This is a genomic window from Streptomyces sp. NPDC090119, assembly GCF_044747085.1.
In the GTDB taxonomy this organism is placed as follows: Bacteria; Actinomycetota; Actinomycetes; order Streptomycetales; family Streptomycetaceae; genus Streptomyces.
This window is the reverse complement of record NZ_JBIVDK010000003.1, coordinates 372780-390028: the sequence shown is the minus strand read 5'-3', so window position 1 is coordinate 390028 and position 17249 is coordinate 372780. Positions and strand designations below refer to the sequence as shown.

The window sequence follows — 17249 nt, the reverse complement described above, 5'->3', positions numbered from 1 at the left end:
TCAGAAGTCCTCGTCCAGGTCCACGGTGCCCTCCACCGCGACCTGGTACGCCGACGGGCGGCGCTCGAAGAAGTTCGTCAGCTCCTGAACACCCTGCAGCTCCATGAAGGAGAACGGGTTCTCCGAGCCGTACACCGGGGCGAAGCCGAGCCGCGTCAGGCGCTGGTCGGCGACGCACTCCAGGTACTGCCGCATCGACTCGGTGTTCATGCCGGGCAGGCCGTCACCGCACAGGTCACGAGCGAACTGCAGCTCGGAGTCGACGGCCTCCCGGAGCATGTCCTTGACCTGCTGCTCCAGCTGGTCGTCGAACAGCTCCGGCTCCTCCTTGCGGACGGTGTCGACCACGTCGAAGGCGAACGACATGTGCATCGTCTCGTCGCGGAACACCCAGTTGGTGCCGGTGGCCAGGCCGTGCAGCAGACCCCGGCTCCGGAACCAGTAGACGTACGCGAAGGCGCCGTAGAAGAACAGGCCCTCGATGCACGCGGCGAAGCAGATCAAGTTCAGCAGGAACTTGCGGCGGTCCGCCTTGGTCTCCAGCCGGTCCAGCTTGTCGACCGAGTCGATCCACTTGAAGCAGAACTCGGCCTTCTCCCGGATGGAGGGGATGTTCTCCACCGCCGCGAACGCGTCCGCGCGGTCCTCGGGGTTGGGCAGGTAGGTGTCGAGCAGCGTCAGATAGAACTGGACGTGCACGGCCTCCTCGAAGAGCTGACGGCTCAGGTAGAGCCGCGCCTCGGGGGAGTTGATGTGCTTGTACAGCGTCAGCACCAGGTTGTTCGCCACGATCGAGTCACCCGTGGCGAAGAACGCCACCAGGCGGCCGATCAGGTGCTGCTCCTCGGGGGAGAGCTTCGCCAGGTCGGCGACGTCCGAGTGGAGGTCGACCTCCTCGACGGTCCAGGTGTTCTTGATCGCGTCCCGGTAGCGCTCGTAGAAGTCCGGGTAGCGCATCGGGCGGAGGGTGAGCTCGAAGCCGGGGTCGAGCAGATTCTTCTCGGTCATTACTGGCAGGCCTCGCAGGACTCGGGGTTTTCCAGGGAGCAGGCGACGGCGTCGGGGTCGGCCGCCTGCTGGACGGGGATGGTCTTGGTCTCCTGGGCGCGGCCCCCGGCGGCACGGGCGATCCGGGTCGCCGGGCGCGAACGCAGGTAGTACGTGGTCTTCAGACCCGACTTCCAGGCGTAGGAGTACATCGAGGAGAGCTTGCCGATGGTCGGCGTCTCCAGGAACAGGTTCAGCGACTGCGCCTGGTCGAGGAACGGGGTACGGGCGGCGGCCATGTCGATCAGGCCGCGCTGCGGGATCTCCCACGCCGTGCGGTACAGCGCCCGCACGTCCTCGGGAATCCACGCGAAGCCCTGCACCGAGCCGTTGGCCTCGCGCAGCTCCTCACGGGTGCGGGCGTCCCACACGCCGAGGTTCTTCAGCTCCTGCACCAGGTACGCGTTGACCTGGAGGAACTCGCCCGACAGCGTCTCGCGCTTGAACAGGTTGGACACCTGCGGCTCGATGCACTCGTACACACCCGCGATGGACGCGATGGTGGCCGTCGGCGCGATGGCCAGCAGCAGCGAGTTGCGCATGCCGACCTGGGAGATCCGGGCGCGCAGCGCGGCCCAGCGCTCGGGCCAGGTCAGCTCGACGCCGTAGTGGTCGGGGTGCAGCACGCCCTGGGCGGTACGGGTCTGCTCCCAGGCCGGGAGCGGGCCGTTGCGCTCGGCGAGGTCGGCGGACGCCTCGTAGGAGGCCAGCATGATGCGCTCGGCGATCTTCGTGGACAGCGCCTTCGCCTCGGGGGAGTCGAAGGGGATGCGCAGCTTGAAGAAGACGTCCTGGAGGCCCATCGCGCCGAGGCCCACCGGGCGCCACTTGGCGTTGGAGCGGCCCGCCTGCTCGGTCGGGTAGAAGTTGATGTCCACGACCCGGTCGAGGAAGGTCACGGCCGTGCGGACGGTCTCGTCCAGCCGCGCCCAGTCGATGTCACCGTCGGCCACGAAGGCGCCCAGGTTCACCGAGCCGAGGTTGCAGACCGCGGTCTCCCCGTCGTCGGTGACCTCGAGGATCTCCGTGCACAGGTTGGAGGAGTGCACCACGTTGCCCGGCAGCGCCGTCTGGTTGGCGGTGCGGTTGGCGGCGTCCTTGAAGGTCATCCAGCCGTTGCCGGTCTGCGCGAGGGTGCGCATCATGCGGCCGTACAGCTCACGTGCGGGCATGGACTTCTTCGCCAGGCCCGCCTGCTCGGCCTTGCGGTAGGCCGCGTCGAACTCCGGGCCCCACAGGTCGACCAGCTCGGGCACGTCCGCCGGGGAGAACAGCGACCAGGGCTCGTCGGCGTTGACCCGGCGCATGAACTCGTCCGGAATCCAGTGCGCGAGGTTCAGATTGTGCGTGCGGCGCGCGTCCTCACCGGTGTTGTCGCGCAGCTCCAGGAACTCCTCGATGTCGGAGTGCCAGGTCTCCAGGTACACCGCGGCCGCGCCCTTGCGCCGTCCGCCCTGGTTCACCGCGGCCACCGAGGCGTCCAGCGTCTTCAGGAACGGCACGATGCCGTTGGAGTGCCCGTTGGTGCCGCGGATCAGCGAACCCCGGCTGCGGATGCGGGAGTAGGACAGGCCGATGCCACCGGCGTGCTTGGAGAGACGGGCGACCTGGTGGTAGCGGTCGTAGATCGAGTCCAGCTCGTCCAGCGGGGAGTCCAGCAGGTAGCAGGACGACATCTGGGGGTGGCGCGTACCGGAGTTGAACAGGGTGGGGGAGGACGGCAGGTAGTCCAGGCGGCTCATCAGGCCGTACAGCGCGGCGACCTCGTCCACGGCCGGGGCGCTGTCGTTCTCCGCGAGACCGCTCGCCACGCGCAGCATGAAGTGCTGGGGGGTCTCGATCACCTTGCGGGTGATGGGGTGGCGCAGCAGGTAGCGGCTGTGCAGGGTGCGCAGGCCGAAGTAGCCGAACCGGTCGTCGGCGCCGGTGTCGATCAGGGCGTCCAGCCGGGCGGCGTGCAGCGCCACGAAGTCGGCGGTGCGGTCGGCGACCAGGCCCTCGCGGTGGCCCACGGTCACCGACTCGGTGAAGCACGTCACGCCCTGCGAGGCGGCCTCGGCGCGGATGGAGAGGGTGAGCAGCCGGGCGGCCAGCCGGGAGTAGGCGGGGTCCTCCGAGATCAGACCGGCGGCGGACTCGGTGGCCAGCTCGCGCAGTTCCGCCTCGTCGGCACGCGCCGACCGGCCGCGCAGCGCGGCGGCCGCGACCCGGCCGGGGTCCGCGTCGGGGAGGTCGGCGGTCAGCTCGGTCAGGGTCCGCAGCAGCGCGACCCCGGGGCCGTCGTTCTCCACAGGGGCCTCGGTCGCCGGGGTGGCTGAAGCCGGGTCGGCAGGCGCGATGGTCACGTGGGGCTCTCCCTCGCTGGGCACGGGGACCTGGCGGAGGGTGTGAGGAGGCACGAGCGCGCACGGCGTCGCGTCCACCGGCCCACTCCACGAGGCCCGGACGTCTTTGAGCACCCGGGCCGGACGGCCGGGCGCGCCGCTGTCGACAGGTCCTCGGACTGACGCTGGCGTGCACGAAGCACGCAAGTACACCGTTGCGGGACAGTTCCGGATTCGCACCGGATTCCCCTGCGACGACAGCGAGCACGAGCATACATCTAGTGCTGGGCTGTCGTGTCACCCCCAGATGTTGTGTCTGTTGTGTGTCCCGGCGGCTTCAGAGGGTCAACTCGTAAGTGAGCAGGGCGAGGTCCAGCACGCCCGGGAGGGGGTTCCAGTCGCGGTGCGGGGTGCGCCGGAAACCGAGGCGTTCGTAGATCCGGTGGGCCGCGTGCATCGTCGGCTGGGTGGACAGCACGAGGCTCCGGCAGCCCTCGACGGCCCGTGCCCGGGCCACGCAGGCCCGTACGAGCGCCTCCCCGGCCCCCTGGCCCCGGCCGGCGTGCGCGACCGCCAGCATCCGGATCTCGGCCTCGCCCGGACCCGCGATGTCGGCCATGGGTCCGCCCGCCGGGACGAAGGTGACCCCGCCGAGCAGGACGCCCCCGCGCACAGCCACCAGGATCTCCGCGGCGGCCGCCCGCCGGGGCACGTCCCGCAGCTCGCCGAGGTACGCGTCGTCCGCGCCGAAGTCCAGCAGCCCGTCCTCGAGGTACGCCCGGGCGGTGATCTCGCCCAGGGCGGTGTATTCGGCGGGTGCGGCGGGTCTGATGAGGAAGTCCATGGCCGTGAGTGTGTACGACGACGGGCCGCCGATGCTCTCGCATCACGGCGGCCCGTGCCAGGTGGGGTGTCGGTGGGTCAGTGGGTGCTGCCCGCCGTCGCCGGGGGCAGCTCGACCTCGACGCCGGGGTCGCCCGCGTCGGCCGTGTAGTCCTCGGGCTTGGTCTCGTCGATGCCGTCGGGGGCCTTCACGGCCTTCAGGACGAACGTCAGGACCACGGTGACCACCACGTTCAGCACGAACGCGGTGAGGCCGATGTAGCCGATCTCACCGATGCCGGGGACCTCCTTGGCCGAGCCGCCGAAGTGCTTCTGGGTCGGCGAGGCGACGCCGTAGGCGGCGAGCGTGCCGTAGAGCATGCCGACCGCCCAGCCCGCGAGCAGCGCCCAGCGGTGGAACCAGCGGGTGAACAGGCCGCCGACCAGGGCCGGGAAGGTCTGCAGAATCCAGATGCCGCCCAGCAGCTGGAAGTTGATCGCCACCGTCTTGTCCATGGTGAGGACGAAGACCAGGGCGCCCACCTTCACCAGCAGCGAGACCAGCTTGGAGACCTTGGTCTCCTGCTCGGGCGTCGCGTCGGGCTTGATGAAGTCCTTGTAGATGTTGCGGGTGAACAGGTTCGCGGCCGCGATCGACATGATCGCCGCCGGGACCAGGGCGCCGATGCCGATCGCCGCGAAGGCCACGCCCGCGAACCAGTCCGGGAACATGTTCTCGAACAGCTGCGGGATCGCGAGCTGGCCGTTGGTGACCTTCACCCCGGCCGCGATCGCCATGAAACCCAGCAGGGCCAGCAGGCCCAGCATCAGGGAGTACAGCGGCAGGATCGTGGTGTTGCGCCGGATCACGTCGCGGCTCTTGGAGGAGAGCGTCGCGGTGATCGAGTGCGGGTACATGAACAGCGCGAGCGCCGAGCCCAACGCCAGCGTGGCGTAGGTCCACTGGCCCGCCGGGGCCGGGACGATGCCGCCCGCACCGGCCGCCGCATACTTCTCGCCCGCCTTGGCGAAGATCTCGTCGAAGCCGCCCAGCTTGATCGGGATGTAGATGATCGCCACCGCGATGACGATGTAGATCAGCGTGTCCTTCACGAACGCGATCATCGCCGGGGCGCGCAGACCCGAGGAGTAGGTGTAGGCCGCCAGCACACCGAAGGCGATCAGCAGCGGCAGGTCCTTCACGAACCAGTTGGTGTCCTCACCGCCGCCCACGCCCATCACGTCCAGCACCGCCTGGATGCCGACGAGCTGGAGCGCGATGTACGGCATGGTCGCCAGGATGCCGGTGACCGCCACCGCCAGCGACAGCCCCTTGGAACCGAACCGGCCGCGCACGAAGTCGGAGGTGGTGACATAGCCGTGCCGGTGCGAGACCGACCACAGCCGGGGCAGGAACGTGAAGATCAGCGGGTACACCAGGATCGTGTACGGCACCGCGAAGAACCCGGCCGCTCCGGCCGCGTAGATCGCCGCGGGCACCGCGACGAAGGTGTACGCCGTGTACAGGTCGCCGCCGAGCAGGAACCAGGTGATCCAGGTGCCGAACGAGCGGCCGCCCAGGCCCCATTCGTCCAGCGAGTGCTCGTTCTCGGCCTTGCGCCAGCGTGAGGCCAGGAAGCCGAGGACCGTGACGGCCAGGAAGAAGAAGACGAAGACGCCGAGCGCCACGCCGTTGACGCCGTCCTTCACTTCGACGCACCCCCGAACTTGGCCTTGCGGGAGCGCTGGTCACGCTGCCAGAGCTGGTAGGCGGTCACGGTGAGCGAGGTGGAGACCAGAACCCACAGCATCTGGTACCAGTAGAAGAACGGGATGCCGATGAGCGTCGGGTCCACCTTGGAGAACGAACCGACCCACAGCATCGCCACGAACGGCGCCACGAGGCACAGGCCGATGACCACACGGACCGGTGTCACCACCGGTGGCCTCACTTCGGAATCTTCGGGCATGCTGCGGCTCCGTCCCCTCGTTGATCACTGCGTAATGCGCACGCAATCTAGGTGACGGCACGGCGGAGCGGAACCCCTCGTCCGGGTATCGATACGACGATGTGAGCTGGTGGGGGCGGTGTGAGCGGAACCCGTCAGTCCTGCGGACGCCTGAGCCGCGCCACGAACTTGTAGCGGTCGCCCCGGTAGACCGAGCGCACCCACTCCACCGGCTGGCCCTCGCGGTCCACGGAATGCCGGGACAGCAGCAGCATCGGCAGACCCACGTCGGTGCCGAGCAGGCTCGCCTCGCGCGGGGTGGCGAGCGAGGTCTCGATGGTCTCCTCGGCCTCGGCGAGGTGGACGTCGTAGACCTCGGCGAGCGCGGTGTAGAGCGAGGTGTACTTCACCAGCGAACGGCGCAGCGCGGGAAAGCGCTTGGCGGAGAGGTGGGTGGTCTCTATGGCCATCGGCTCGCCGTTGGCCATGCGCAGCCGCTCGATGCGCAGCACCCGGCCCCCGGCGCTTATGTCCAGCAGCCCGGCGAGCCGGTCGTCGGCCGTGATGTAGCCGATGTCCAGCAGCTGCGAGGTGGGTTCGAGACCCTGGGCGCGCATGTCCTCGGTGTAGGAGGTGAGTTGCAGCGCCTGGGCGACCTTGGGCTTGGCGACGAAGGTGCCCTTGCCCTGGATGCGTTCGAGCCGCCCCTCGACCACCAGCTCCTGGAGCGCCTGGCGGACGGTGGTGCGGGAGGTGTCGAACTCGGCGGCCAGTGTCCGCTCGGGCGGGACGGGCGTGCCCGGCGGAAGCGTCTCCGTCATCTCCTGGAGGTGCTTCTTCAGACGGTAGTACTTGGGCACGCGCGCGGCACGGACGGTCGCGCCGGCCTCGTTCTCCGCCCTGCTGACGTCGGTGCTCATGGCTGCCTTCCCGGCTCCGGATGCCGATGGCGACCGACATCGCCATCGGTCACGGCTCACATCGTGGCACGGCCGCGCGCGGCCGGTTCACCCGCACGCTCCGTGATCTCCCTGTATACCGCCGCACCCCCGGTTGGTCTAGTCCACCCGTGTGGGACGGGCCAGTGGTCCACCGGAACTGGTCCGTCCGATCTGTCGGTTGCGCAATGAAAGGTCCCTGCATATCTCGGTCGCGTCACGGACGCCCGGACCCCACCTGAACACCCTTGACAGCCCTTTTGGTCTGGGCCAAGCTCCCGGTGCTGGTCTACACCATTGGTCCAGTCCCGGCTCCGAGGGCGGTACGACGCGCAAGTGTGACACCGCGGGGAGGCAGGGGGGTTGTGGGCATCCCTGAGGAGGATGGCGTGAAGCGCAGACTGATAGCCGCGATCGGTGTCGCGGGCATGATCGTCTCCGTCGCCGCGTGCGGCAGCGACGACAGCAAGGGGGGCGACAGCGACCAGCTGACCGTCTGGCTCACCGTCGACGCGCAGAACAACTGGCCGGACCTGGTCCAGGCCGCCGACTCCGCCGTGATGAAGAAGCACCCGGACCTCACGATCAAGCACGAGTACTACGGCTGGCCGGACAAGAACGCCAAGCTGGACGCCGTCCTCGCCACCGACAAGGCCCCCGACGTGGTCGAGATGGGCAACAGCGAGATGCTCGGCTACATGGTCAAGGGCGCCTTCGCCCCGGTCGAGCCCGCCAAGTTCGCGGCCTCCGACGCCTGGCTCGACGGTCTGAAGACCTCGGTCACCTACGACGGCAAGACCTACGGCGTGCCGTACTACGCCGGTGGCCGCGTCGCCAACTGGCGCAAGGACGTGGCCGCTTCGGTCGGCGTCAAGACCCCGCCGAAGACCTACGCCGAGCTGACCTCCGCACTGGACAAGATCCAGAAGAAGGAGGGCGACAAGTTCAACGCCTGGTACCAGCCCACCCGTGACTGGTACGCGGCGATGTCCTTCGTCTACGACGCGGGCGGCGCCATCGCCAAGGAGAACGGCGGCCAGTGGAAGGCGTCGCTGTCCTCGCCGGAGTCCGTCAAGGGCCTCACCGCGTTCAAGCAGGTCGTCGACAAGTACATGCACGGCGACAAGACCAAGGACGAGTCCGACCGTTACCTCGTCTACGGCCAGGGCAAGTCCGCCATGATCTTCGCGGCGGCCTGGGAGGGCGCGACCTCCGCCGACCCGAAGAACGACAAGACCGGGAAGCTCAAGGACAACCTCGAGAACTTCGTGATGCCCGGTCCGTCCGGCAAGAACATGCCGGTGTTCCTGGGCGGTTCCGACCTCGCCGTCCCGGTGAAGTCGCGCAACCAGGACGTCGCGGCCGAGTGGATCAACGCCTTCACCGGTCCCGCGGGCCAGAAGGCCCTGATGGCCAAGGGCAACCTGCCCAACAACAAGACCGACCTCGCCACCCTGAAGAACGACCCGGCGACCGTCGTGCCGGCCACCGCGGCCGAGTCCAACTGGTTCGTGCCGATGGCGCCGGGCTGGGGCCAGGTGGAGAAGGCGCAGGTCCTGCAGACCATGCTGCAGCAGATCGGCACCGGCAAGAAGTCGGTCCAGGACGCCGCCAAGGAGGCGGACGCCGCGATCGACAAGGTCATCAACACCAAGTGACCCGGGTACGCCGCGCGGGCACCCCCCAGGGGCCCGCGCGGCGACCGCCGTACCGCCTGCACAGGACTTCAGGGATCGCCGAGGAGCGCGATGAGTGCCGCAGACACGACCACGCCTGCAAAGGTGCCGCCGCGGCGGCAGGCACCCCCGCCCGGACCGCCGCCCCGGCCCCGCCGCCCGGCCTCCGCCAAGGGCGGCGCCACCACTCCCTGGCTGCTCCTCGCGCCCTGTCTGCTGATCCTCGCCGGTGTCATGGGCTACCCCCTGGTCCGGCTGGTCACCCTGTCGTTCCAGAAGTTCGGCCAGTCCCAGCTCTGGGGTTTCAAGGACCCCGAGTCGGTCGGCTTCGACAACTTCTCCAAGGTGCTCGGCGACGGCGACTTCTGGCAGGTCGTGCTGCGCACCGTCGTCTTCACCGCCGGCGCCGTCCTCCTCACGATGGTCCTCGGCATGCTGATCGCCCTGCTGCTCCAGCGGGTCTCCGGCTGGGTGAAGACCCTGATCAACGTCGCGCTGGTGGCCAGCTGGGGCATGCCCGTCATCGTCGCCACCACCGTCTTCAAGTGGCTCTTCGACGCCGACTACGGCATCCTCAACGCCCTCATCAGCAAGCTGCCCGGCGTCGACCTGATCGGCCACAACTGGTTCGCCAGCGGCCCCGAGGGTCTCGCGGTGATCATGCTGCTGGTGGTCTGGGGCGCGGTGCCCTTCGTGGTCATCACCCTCAGCGCCGGACTCACCCAGGTCCCCGCCGAGCTGGAGGAGGCCGCCCGGCTGGACGGCGCGGGCTCCTGGGGCGTCTTCCGGTACGTCACGCTGCCGGTGCTCAAGCCGGTGGTCGTCATGCTGACGACCCTCTCCGTCATCTGGGACATGGGCGTCTTCCCGCAGGTCTTCGTGATGCGCAACGGCCACCCCGAGGCCCAGTTCCAGCTGCTGACCACCTACTCCTACGACCGCGCCTTCGTGGTCAACGACTACGCCCAGGGCTCCGCCATCGCCCTCATCACCGTGGTGCTGCTGCTCGGCGTCGTCGCCGTCTACATGCGCCAGATGCTCAAGATCGGAGAGGTCGAGTGACCAGCACGGCTTCCCCCGCCCGCCGGACCTCCAAGGCCGGCTGGAACATCCTCGGCCTCCTCGTCTTCGCCACCGCGGGCTTCCCCGTCTACTGGATGCTCGACACCGCGATCAAACCGGCCAAGGACGCCATCGACCCCGACCCGAGCCTGCTGCCCACCGGGTTCACCCTGGACAACTTCAGCCGGGCCTTCGACATCGCCGACTTCTGGGGGCCGGTCGGCCGCAGCCTGGTCGTCTCGCTGTCCGTCGTCCTCATCGGCGTCGTCGTCGGCATGCTCGCCGCGCTCGCCATCTCCCGGTTCGCCTTCCGGGGCCGGAAGATCGTGATCGTCGGCATCCTCGCGGTCCAGATGGTCCCGCTCGTCGCCATGATCATCCCGGTCTTCCTGCTGCTGAACGACCTGCATCAGTACGACAAGCTCACCGGCCTGATCATCACCTATCTGACCTTCATCCTGCCGTTCACGGTGTGGACCCTGCGCGGCTTCATCGTCAACATCCCGCGCGAACTGGAGGAGGCGGCCATGGTCGACGGCTGCTCCCGCACCGGCGCCTTCATCCGCGTGGTCTTCCCGCTGCTCGCCCCCGGCATGGTCGCCACCTCGGTCTACGGCTTCATCCAGGCGTGGAACGAGTACCTCTACGCCCTCATGCTGCTCAGCCAGGAGAACCAGACGGCCACCGTCTGGCTCGGCAACTTCACCACCAAGCACGGCACCGAGTACGCCCCGATGATGGCCGGAGCCACCATGATGGCCGTGCCGATCGTCGTGCTGTTCCTCCTCGTCCAGCGCAAGATGGCCGCGGGGCTGACCGCGGGCGCCGTGAAGGGATAACGCCACCCGATGACGACAATCGCCCGCGGTACCGACACCCTGACGCGCGACGCGCTCACCGTCCTCCAGCCCGGCTTCACCGGCACCACCGCCCCCGACTGGCTGCTGCGCCGCCTCGGCGAGGGGCTCGCGTCGGTCGGCCTGTTCGGCCGCAACATCGTCTCGCCCGAGCAACTGTCCGCGCTCACCGCCCAGTTGCGCGCCGAACGCCCCGACGTACTGGTGGCCATAGATGAGGAGGGCGGCGACGTCACCCGCCTGGAGGCCCGTACCGGCTCCTCGTTCCCCGGCAACCACGCCCTCGGCGCGGTGGACGACCTGGAGCTGACCCACGCGGTCGCCCGCGAACTCGGCCGCCGCCTCGCCGCCTGCGGCGTCCACCTCAACTGGGCGCCCTCCGCCGACGTCAACTCCAACCCCGACAACCCGGTCATCGGCGTCCGCTCCTTCGGCGCCGACACCTCCCTGGTCGCCCGGCACACCGCCGCCTACGTCACCGGCCTGCAGTCCGCCGGGGTCGCGGCCTGCACCAAGCACTTCCCCGGCCACGGCGACACCGCCGTCGACTCCCACCACGCGCTGCCCCGCATCGACGTACCCGCCGACGTGCTGCACGCCCGTGAACTCGCGCCCTTCCGCGCCGCCCTCGCGGCGGGCACCCGCGCGGTGATGAGCGCCCACATCCTGGTCCCCGCCCTGGACCCGGACCGCCCAGCGACCCTCTCCCGGCCGGTCCTCACCGACCTGCTGCGCGGCGAACTCGGCTACCAGGGCCTGATCGTCACCGACGGCATGGAGATGCGCGCGGTCTCCGGCACCTACGGCATCGAGCACGGCAGCGTCCTCGCCGTCGCGGCCGGTGCCGACGCGATCTGCGTGGGCGGCGGCCTGGCCGACGACGAGACGGTACGGCGGCTGCGCGACGCCCTGGTGGCCGCCGTGCGCTCCGGCGAACTCCCCGAGGAACGCCTCGCGGACGCCGCCCGCCGGGTGCGCGAACTCGCCGCCTGGACGGCGAACGGGACCACCAGCGACACCGCCCCCGACCCCGAGGCCGGACTGCGCGCCGCCCGCCGGGCCCTGACGGTGACCGGCGGCGAGTCCTTCACCCCGCTCACCGAGGCGCCCTACGTCGCCGCCTTCACCCCGGTCGCCAACATCGCGGTCGGCGACGAGACGCCCTGGGGAGTGGCCGCCGAGCTGGCCGCGCTGCTGCCGGGCACGCTCACCGGAAGCTTCACCGGCGACTCGGCCGGCACCGACGTCCTCGCGGCGGCGGGGGAGCGCCGGGTGGTCGCGGTGGTCCGGGACGAACACCGGCACCCCTGGATGGCGAAGGCCCTGACCACGCTCCTCGCGGCCCGCCCGGACACGGTGGTCGTCGAGATGGGCGTCCCGCAGGCCCCGCCCCGCGGGCAGCTCCACCTCGCCACCCACGGCGCGGCCCGCGTCTGCGGCCGGGCGGCGGCGGAGGTCATCGCGGGGGTGTAGGTGCTCCTTGCGCTTGTCCCCGTAGGTCATCGCTTGTCCCCGTGGGTCATGGGGACAAGCGCCTCGGGCTACGGCTCGGCCCGCAGGTACCGGCCGCTGATCCGGGCCTTGCGATAGGGGCCGCACCCGTCGCAGTCGTACTGCGGGGCGTCGAAGGTCACCCAGTACAGCAGCTCACCACTGAGCGCCCGGGCGTGCTGGTCGGGTTCGGGCGCGCCCATGGCATCGATCGTCCCGGTGAACTCGACCTGCCAGGGGCCGTCCCAGTCCGGGTCGCGGACGACCCTGACCCGGCTGCCCGGTGCCAGGGCGCCCGTCGGCCAGGTCTGGCTCAACGGACGACCGAGCAGGTGCTCCACGGCCCGGCGGTCGGCCGCGTTCGCGGAGGCAGGGTCGGAAGTGTCTGTCATACCGCCCACCCTGCCCGCGTCACGCGACGAGCGCCACGGAGTTACAGGCCCTGCCACTCCGGCTTGTGGGCGTAGGCGTGGCGGAAGTAGTCCGCCAGTTTGAGCTTGGAGGCGGCGGCCTCGTCGGCGACCACGGTGGCGTGCGGGTGGAGCTGGAGGGCGGAGGCGGGGCAGATGGCCGCCACCGGACCCTCGACCGTCGCCGCGAGCGCGTCCGCCTTGCCCTCGCCGGTGGCGAGCAGCACCAGGTGCCGGGCCTCCAGGATGGTGCCGATGCCCTGGGTGATGACGTGGTGCGGGACCTGCTCGATGTCGCCGTCGAAGAAGCGGGCGTTGTCGATCCGGGTCTGCTCGGTCAGCGTCTTGATCCGGGTGCGCGAGGCGAGCGAGGAGCACGGTTCGTTGAATCCGATGTGCCCGTCGGTGCCGATGCCGAGGAGCTGGAGATCCACGCCCCCGGCCGCGGCGAGCGCCCGGTCGTACTCCGCGCACGCCGCCTGGACGTCGGCGGCCGTGCCGTCCGGGCCGATGAACGCGTCCATGGGGATGCCGAGCGGCTCCAGCACCTCGCGGCGCAGCACGGAGCGGTAGGACTCGGGGTGGTCGGCGGGCAGCCCCACGTACTCGTCGAGCTGGGCGATCCTGGCCCGGCGGGTGTCCGCGGCGCCGGAGCGCACCTGGGCCGCCAGGGCCTGGTAGACGGGCAGCGGGGTGGAGCCGGTGGCCACCCCGAGCAGGGCGTCGGGCTTGCGTCGCAGCAGCCGGGCCATGGCCTCGGCGACCAGCTCGCCGCCCGCCGCGGCGTCCGGGACGATGACAACTTCCACGCTGGGCCTGCCGATCTGGAAGAGGGCCGACGGTCGCTGGGGACCGGGGGAGCGTCGGTATGTGGTTTAGACCAATCTAGCAGAGCGGCCCCGGCCGTACGGGGGCGGAAATCGCCAGGCCGACGCCGCCCCACGGCCACCCCGGCCCGACTAGGCTGCCTCTGCGGTGCAGCCTGGCCGCTCGTCGGGTCCGGGTGCTCTCCGGCCATGGACACGCCCTCGTGGTCTAGTCCAGAATGCGAGGGAGACATACGCAGGACGACAAGCTGAAAAACCTCCGTCTTCCCCGCACAGGAAGGCGGATCGAGGAACCGGCGCTCTCTGCCCTGACTGCTCCGGCTCCTCGGCCTTCGGCCGACCGGGACCGCACACCCCACGGCCGATGATGCTCCGGGCTGCGGCGCGGGGAGGGCTGAGGGTCCCTCTCAGGCGCCGCGGCCCGCGGGTGTCTTTTCGGCCGGTGACGCGCCCCCGGTACGCTCGCAGCGTGCCCTCCATGAACGAACTCGTCCGCCAGCACACCGCCCTCGGGGACACCGACCTCGAGTGGCTCCATCTGCTGGTCTCGGAGTGGCAGCTGCTCTCCGACCTCTCCTTCGCCGACCTCGTCCTGTGGGTCCCCACCAGCGACGGCACCCGGTACGTCTCGGTCGCCCAGATGCGCCCGAACACCGGCCCGACCTCCTACCAGGACGACATGGTCGGCCACCTCGTCCCGCGCGGGCGCCGCCCCATGCTGGACGCGGCGCTGGACGAGGGCCGGATCGTGCGCGAGGGCGACCCGGAATGGCGCGAAGAGGTCCCCGTACGGGTCGAGTCCATCCCGGTACGGCGGGAGGGCCGCGTCCTCGGGGTGATCGCCCGCAACACCAACCTGCTGACCGTGCGCACCCCGAGCCGGCTGGAACTCACCTATCTGCAGAGCGCCTCGGACCTCGCGCAGATGATCGCGGCCGGTTCCTTCCCCTTCCCCGACCAGCAGGTCGACATGGACGCCTCCCCGCGTGCGGGCGACGGTTTGATCCGGGTGGACGCCGACGGCATCGTCCAGTACGCCTCCCCGAACGCGCTCTCCGCCTACCACCGGCTCGGCCTCGCGTCCGACCTGGTCGGCCAGCACCTCGGCCGCACCACCGCCGAACTCGCCCCGACCCGCGGCCCGGTGGACGAGGCCCTCGCCAAGGCGGCCAGCGGCTACGCGCCCCGCGAGTTCGAGATCGAGGCCAACGACGGGGTCATCCAGTTCCGGTCCATCCCGCTCAAGCCCAAGGGCACCCGCATCGGTTCACTGGTGCTCTGCCGGGACGTCACCGAACTCCGGCGCCGCGAACGTGAGTTGATCACCAAGGACGCCACCATCCGGGAGATCCACCACCGGGTGAAGAACAACCTCCAGACCGTGGCCGCCCTGCTCAGGCTCCAGGCCCGCCGCATCGACTCCGAGCGCGGCCGGGAGGCGCTGGAGGAGGCGGTGCGCCGGGTCGGCTCGATCGCCATCGTGCACGAGACGCTGTCTCAGAACCTGGACGAGCGGGTGGAGTTCGACGACATCGCCGACCGGGTGCTGGCGATGGTCGCGGAGATCTCGCCGGGCAAGGTGACGGGCCGACGCACCGGTCGCTTCGGCTGGCTGGACGCCGAGGTCGCCACCCCGCTGTCGATGGTGCTGACCGAAGTGCTGCAGAACGCCCTGGAACACGGCTTCCGCGAGGGCGACACCGGCACGGTCGAGGTCTCGGCGGTCCGGGGCGGCACCACCAAGGAAGGCCGTCTGCTCGTCACCGTCCAGGACGACGGGGTCGGTCTGCCCGAGGGCTTCGACCCGCACACCGCGGGCAACCTCGGCCTCCAGATCGTCCGCACCCTCGTCGAGGGCGAGTTGGGCGGCACCTTCGACATGGTCCCGGCGCCGGAGCGCGGCACCCAGGTCATCCTCGACATCCCGGTGCGCCCGCAGAAGTGACGCGAGCGGGACCGGGACGGGGCCGGGACCGGGGCGCGATCGGCGCGGGCAAGCGAAAAGCCCCGGACCGGTGACGGTCCGAGGCTGGTGCTCGTTGCTGAGCTGCTCCGCCGGGGCGGAGCCCCCCGGGTCCGGCGGGGCCGGGACCTGGGGAAAGCATCGTGGGTACTGCGCGCTGCGGCTCGGGGGCGGGAGAAGCGTGGTGCCCGTGAATCCGGGCCCACGCGCCGCCAAGCTCAGGCTGTCAGCAGGGGTGACTCGTCAGGCAGAAGCCTGGCGAGCACGGTTGCGGGCGGCGCGGCGCTTCATCGCGCGACGCTCGTCCTCGCTCAGACCACCCCAGACGCCGGAGTCCTGACCGGACTCGAGCGCCCACTGCAAGCACTGCTCCATGACGGGGCAGCGACGGCAGACGGCCTTGGCTTCCTCGATCTGCAGCAGCGCGGGACCGGTGTTGCCGATGGGGAAGAACAGCTCGGGGTCTTCCTCGCGGCAAACGGCGTTGTGACGCCAGTCCATGGCTGCTACCTCTCCTTGGTATTACATGCAGATTGCTTGTGAATGTGAACGCTTTCACGAGTCCCTCAACAAGTGAAGGGCCGATCACCGGGTCTCCCCGGCGTGGACCTGTGTTTTGAAGAGGGATCTGGCGATCAATGGAAGCCGGTGTTGCGGGCCGTCCCGATCGCCATGTAGAGACTCGCAAACCTCGGCGGCGGATACAACCCCTTCAGGAAGATTTTTTTTGATTCCTCGGTGTCGACTAGGTCACAGCCGTACTTCCATGGGGTGGACAGTGGCCTAAACGTTCGAGTGAAAGGACTTTGGCCCGTTCCGCTCACACAATCACACGCAGTGCACGGCGAACGCCTGTGAACGTCACGCTCGTCCGCAGCCCTAGGTGGTCACCGTCCATCTGAAGGGGCAGAGGGACCTTCGAATGCAAGGTGAACCGGTCCAGGTCGTGCAGCGAAATCGCGTGTCTCCCATGGGGTCCACGCTCGGGGGACGAAGTGAGCAACTGGGTCGCATACCGGGCAACAGCGGCCGTGGAGAGCCGCTTCAGACCGAGCACGTCGATGCCTTTATCGAACGACGCCTTAGGTGACGTGTACATCGGGCGATTGCCGAGATACGTCCAGGGCGACGTGTTCGAGACTATGGCGACGGCGAGATCGGTCACCGGTTCCGAACCGGGTCGTTCCAAGGTGATCGCGCCGTGTCTGCGATTGGGTTCACCCATGAACTGCCTTGCTACTTGGCGGACATAGAGCGCGTGCGTCGATTTCTTGCCGCGCTCCCGTTCCCTTTCGACCCTGCCCACAACTCCGGCATCGAAGCCCAGTCCGGCGTTGAAAGTGAACCAGCGCTCCGGCACCGCCTCGTCGGCCGTGCCCGGCGTGCCCGAGGTGAGTCCGAGGCCGACCACGCGTTCCCGGCGCTCGCGCAGCGCGTCCAGCAGGGCGCCGGTGGCCTCGACGGGATCGTTGGGCAGACCCAGCGCACGGGCGAAGACATTGGTCGAACCGCCGGGGACCACCGCGAGGCCGGGCAGCCGCTCCAGGTCGGGGCCGGCGTACAGCAGGCCGTTGACCACCTCGTTCACGGTGCCGTCGCCGCCGAGGGCCACCACCATGTCGACGTCGTCACTCTCCGCAGCCGACCGCCCCAGATCACGCGCGTGACCCCGGTACTCGGTGTGGACGACCTCCAGCTTCATCTCGCTGGCGAGGGCGTGGATCAGTACGTCCCGTCTGCGGGCGCTTGTGGTGGTTGCCGCCGGATTGACCACGAGAAGTGCACGCATGCATGGCAGCGTACCTACTGGGGGGTATCCGGCCCAGGGAGAGCCGGAGATCGATGGGCGCGGACGGCGTGAGCCTCGCCACGCACCCTCCCGG

15 protein-coding genes and 1 riboswitch are annotated in these 17249 nt (G+C 69.7%); of the genes, 5 read left to right on the top strand and 10 right to left on the bottom strand.

All coding sequences use genetic code 11. The annotated features are described in order from the left end of the window. The 6 genes from ACIPPM_RS14425 to ACIPPM_RS14400 form a co-directional block, all read right to left on the bottom strand. Nucleotides 1-1008 (bottom strand): ribonucleotide-diphosphate reductase subunit beta, encoded by a 1008-nt coding sequence (locus ACIPPM_RS14425; protein WP_401447215.1) that lies wholly within the window; start codon nt 1006-1008, stop codon nt 1-3. Beyond that, nucleotides 1008-3392, bottom strand: a complete 2385-nt coding sequence (locus ACIPPM_RS14420; protein ID WP_401447213.1) for a ribonucleoside-diphosphate reductase subunit alpha — start codon at nt 3390-3392, stop codon at nt 1008-1010. The genes ACIPPM_RS14425 and ACIPPM_RS14420 overlap by 1 nt, the downstream gene beginning before the upstream one ends. Nucleotides 3393-3518: 126 nt before the next feature. Further along, a riboswitch (cobalamin riboswitch) is annotated at nt 3519-3668 on the bottom strand. A gap of 40 nt (nt 3669-3708) precedes the next feature. Continuing rightward, nucleotides 3709-4215 carry a GNAT family N-acetyltransferase gene (locus ACIPPM_RS14415; protein ID WP_401447211.1) on the bottom strand — a complete coding sequence of 169 codons (507 nt, stop codon included), beginning with the start codon at nt 4213-4215 and terminating at the stop codon, nt 3709-3711. Between the two features lie 77 nt (nt 4216-4292). Next, on the bottom strand, nt 4293-5903 hold the full coding sequence (mctP, locus tag ACIPPM_RS14410) for a monocarboxylate uptake permease MctP (RefSeq protein ID WP_401447209.1): 1611 nt from the start codon (nt 5901-5903) through the stop codon (nt 4293-4295). Then, nucleotides 5900-6163 (bottom strand): DUF3311 domain-containing protein, encoded by a 264-nt coding sequence (locus tag ACIPPM_RS14405; RefSeq protein WP_393596209.1) that lies wholly within the window; start codon nt 6161-6163, stop codon nt 5900-5902. The genes mctP and ACIPPM_RS14405 overlap by 4 nt, the downstream gene beginning before the upstream one ends. Before the next feature lie 134 nt (nt 6164-6297). Continuing rightward, on the bottom strand, nt 6298-7062 hold the full coding sequence (locus tag ACIPPM_RS14400) for a GntR family transcriptional regulator (RefSeq protein ID WP_401447206.1): 765 nt from the start codon (nt 7060-7062) through the stop codon (nt 6298-6300). A 407-nt stretch (nt 7063-7469) separates the two neighbouring features. Here ACIPPM_RS14400 and ACIPPM_RS14395 point away from each other — a divergent pair, with 407 nt between their 5' ends. The 4 genes from ACIPPM_RS14395 (at nt 7470) to ACIPPM_RS14380 (ending at nt 12148) form a co-directional block, all read left to right on the top strand. Continuing rightward, nucleotides 7470-8738 (top strand): extracellular solute-binding protein, encoded by a 1269-nt coding sequence (locus tag ACIPPM_RS14395; RefSeq protein WP_401447204.1) that lies wholly within the window; start codon nt 7470-7472, stop codon nt 8736-8738. Nucleotides 8739-8828: 90 nt separating this feature from the next. Then, on the top strand, nt 8829-9818 hold the full coding sequence (locus ACIPPM_RS14390; RefSeq protein ID WP_401447202.1) for a carbohydrate ABC transporter permease: 990 nt from the start codon (nt 8829-8831) through the stop codon (nt 9816-9818). Next, nucleotides 9815-10657, top strand: a complete 843-nt coding sequence (locus tag ACIPPM_RS14385; protein ID WP_388995635.1) for a carbohydrate ABC transporter permease — start codon at nt 9815-9817, stop codon at nt 10655-10657. The genes ACIPPM_RS14390 and ACIPPM_RS14385 overlap by 4 nt, the downstream gene beginning before the upstream one ends. Nucleotides 10658-10666: 9 nt before the next feature. Beyond that, the gene (locus tag ACIPPM_RS14380) at nt 10667-12148 is read left to right on the top strand and encodes a glycoside hydrolase family 3 protein (protein WP_401447198.1); all 1482 of its coding nucleotides are present in this window, start codon (nt 10667-10669) and stop codon (nt 12146-12148) included. Between the two features lie 68 nt (nt 12149-12216). Here ACIPPM_RS14380 and ACIPPM_RS14375 read toward each other — a convergent pair whose 3' ends face one another. Beyond that, on the bottom strand, nt 12217-12558 hold the full coding sequence (locus ACIPPM_RS14375) for a ferrous iron transport protein A (protein ID WP_401447196.1): 342 nt from the start codon (nt 12556-12558) through the stop codon (nt 12217-12219). 41 nt (nt 12559-12599) lie between these two features. Then, a complete protein-coding gene (gene nagB / locus ACIPPM_RS14370; RefSeq protein ID WP_401447193.1) occupies nt 12600-13385 on the bottom strand; it encodes a glucosamine-6-phosphate deaminase in 786 nt (261 codons plus the stop codon). A gap of 487 nt (nt 13386-13872) precedes the next feature. Between nagB and ACIPPM_RS14365 the strand changes: the two genes are divergently transcribed. Then, the gene (locus ACIPPM_RS14365; protein ID WP_401447192.1) at nt 13873-15348 is read left to right on the top strand and encodes a sensor histidine kinase; all 1476 of its coding nucleotides are present in this window, start codon (nt 13873-13875) and stop codon (nt 15346-15348) included. A 261-nt stretch (nt 15349-15609) separates the two neighbouring features. Here ACIPPM_RS14365 and ACIPPM_RS14360 read toward each other — a convergent pair whose 3' ends face one another. Together ACIPPM_RS14360 and ACIPPM_RS14355 are read right to left on the bottom strand one after the other, a co-directional pair. Further along, nucleotides 15610-15867 carry a WhiB family transcriptional regulator gene (locus ACIPPM_RS14360; RefSeq protein ID WP_016639615.1) on the bottom strand — a complete coding sequence of 86 codons (258 nt, stop codon included), beginning with the start codon at nt 15865-15867 and terminating at the stop codon, nt 15610-15612. A gap of 319 nt (nt 15868-16186) precedes the next feature. Then, complete coding sequence (locus tag ACIPPM_RS14355) at nt 16187-17155, bottom strand: diacylglycerol/lipid kinase family protein (protein ID WP_401447190.1); 969 nt, start codon at nt 17153-17155, stop codon at nt 16187-16189. Nucleotides 17156-17249: the final 94 nt, after the last annotated feature.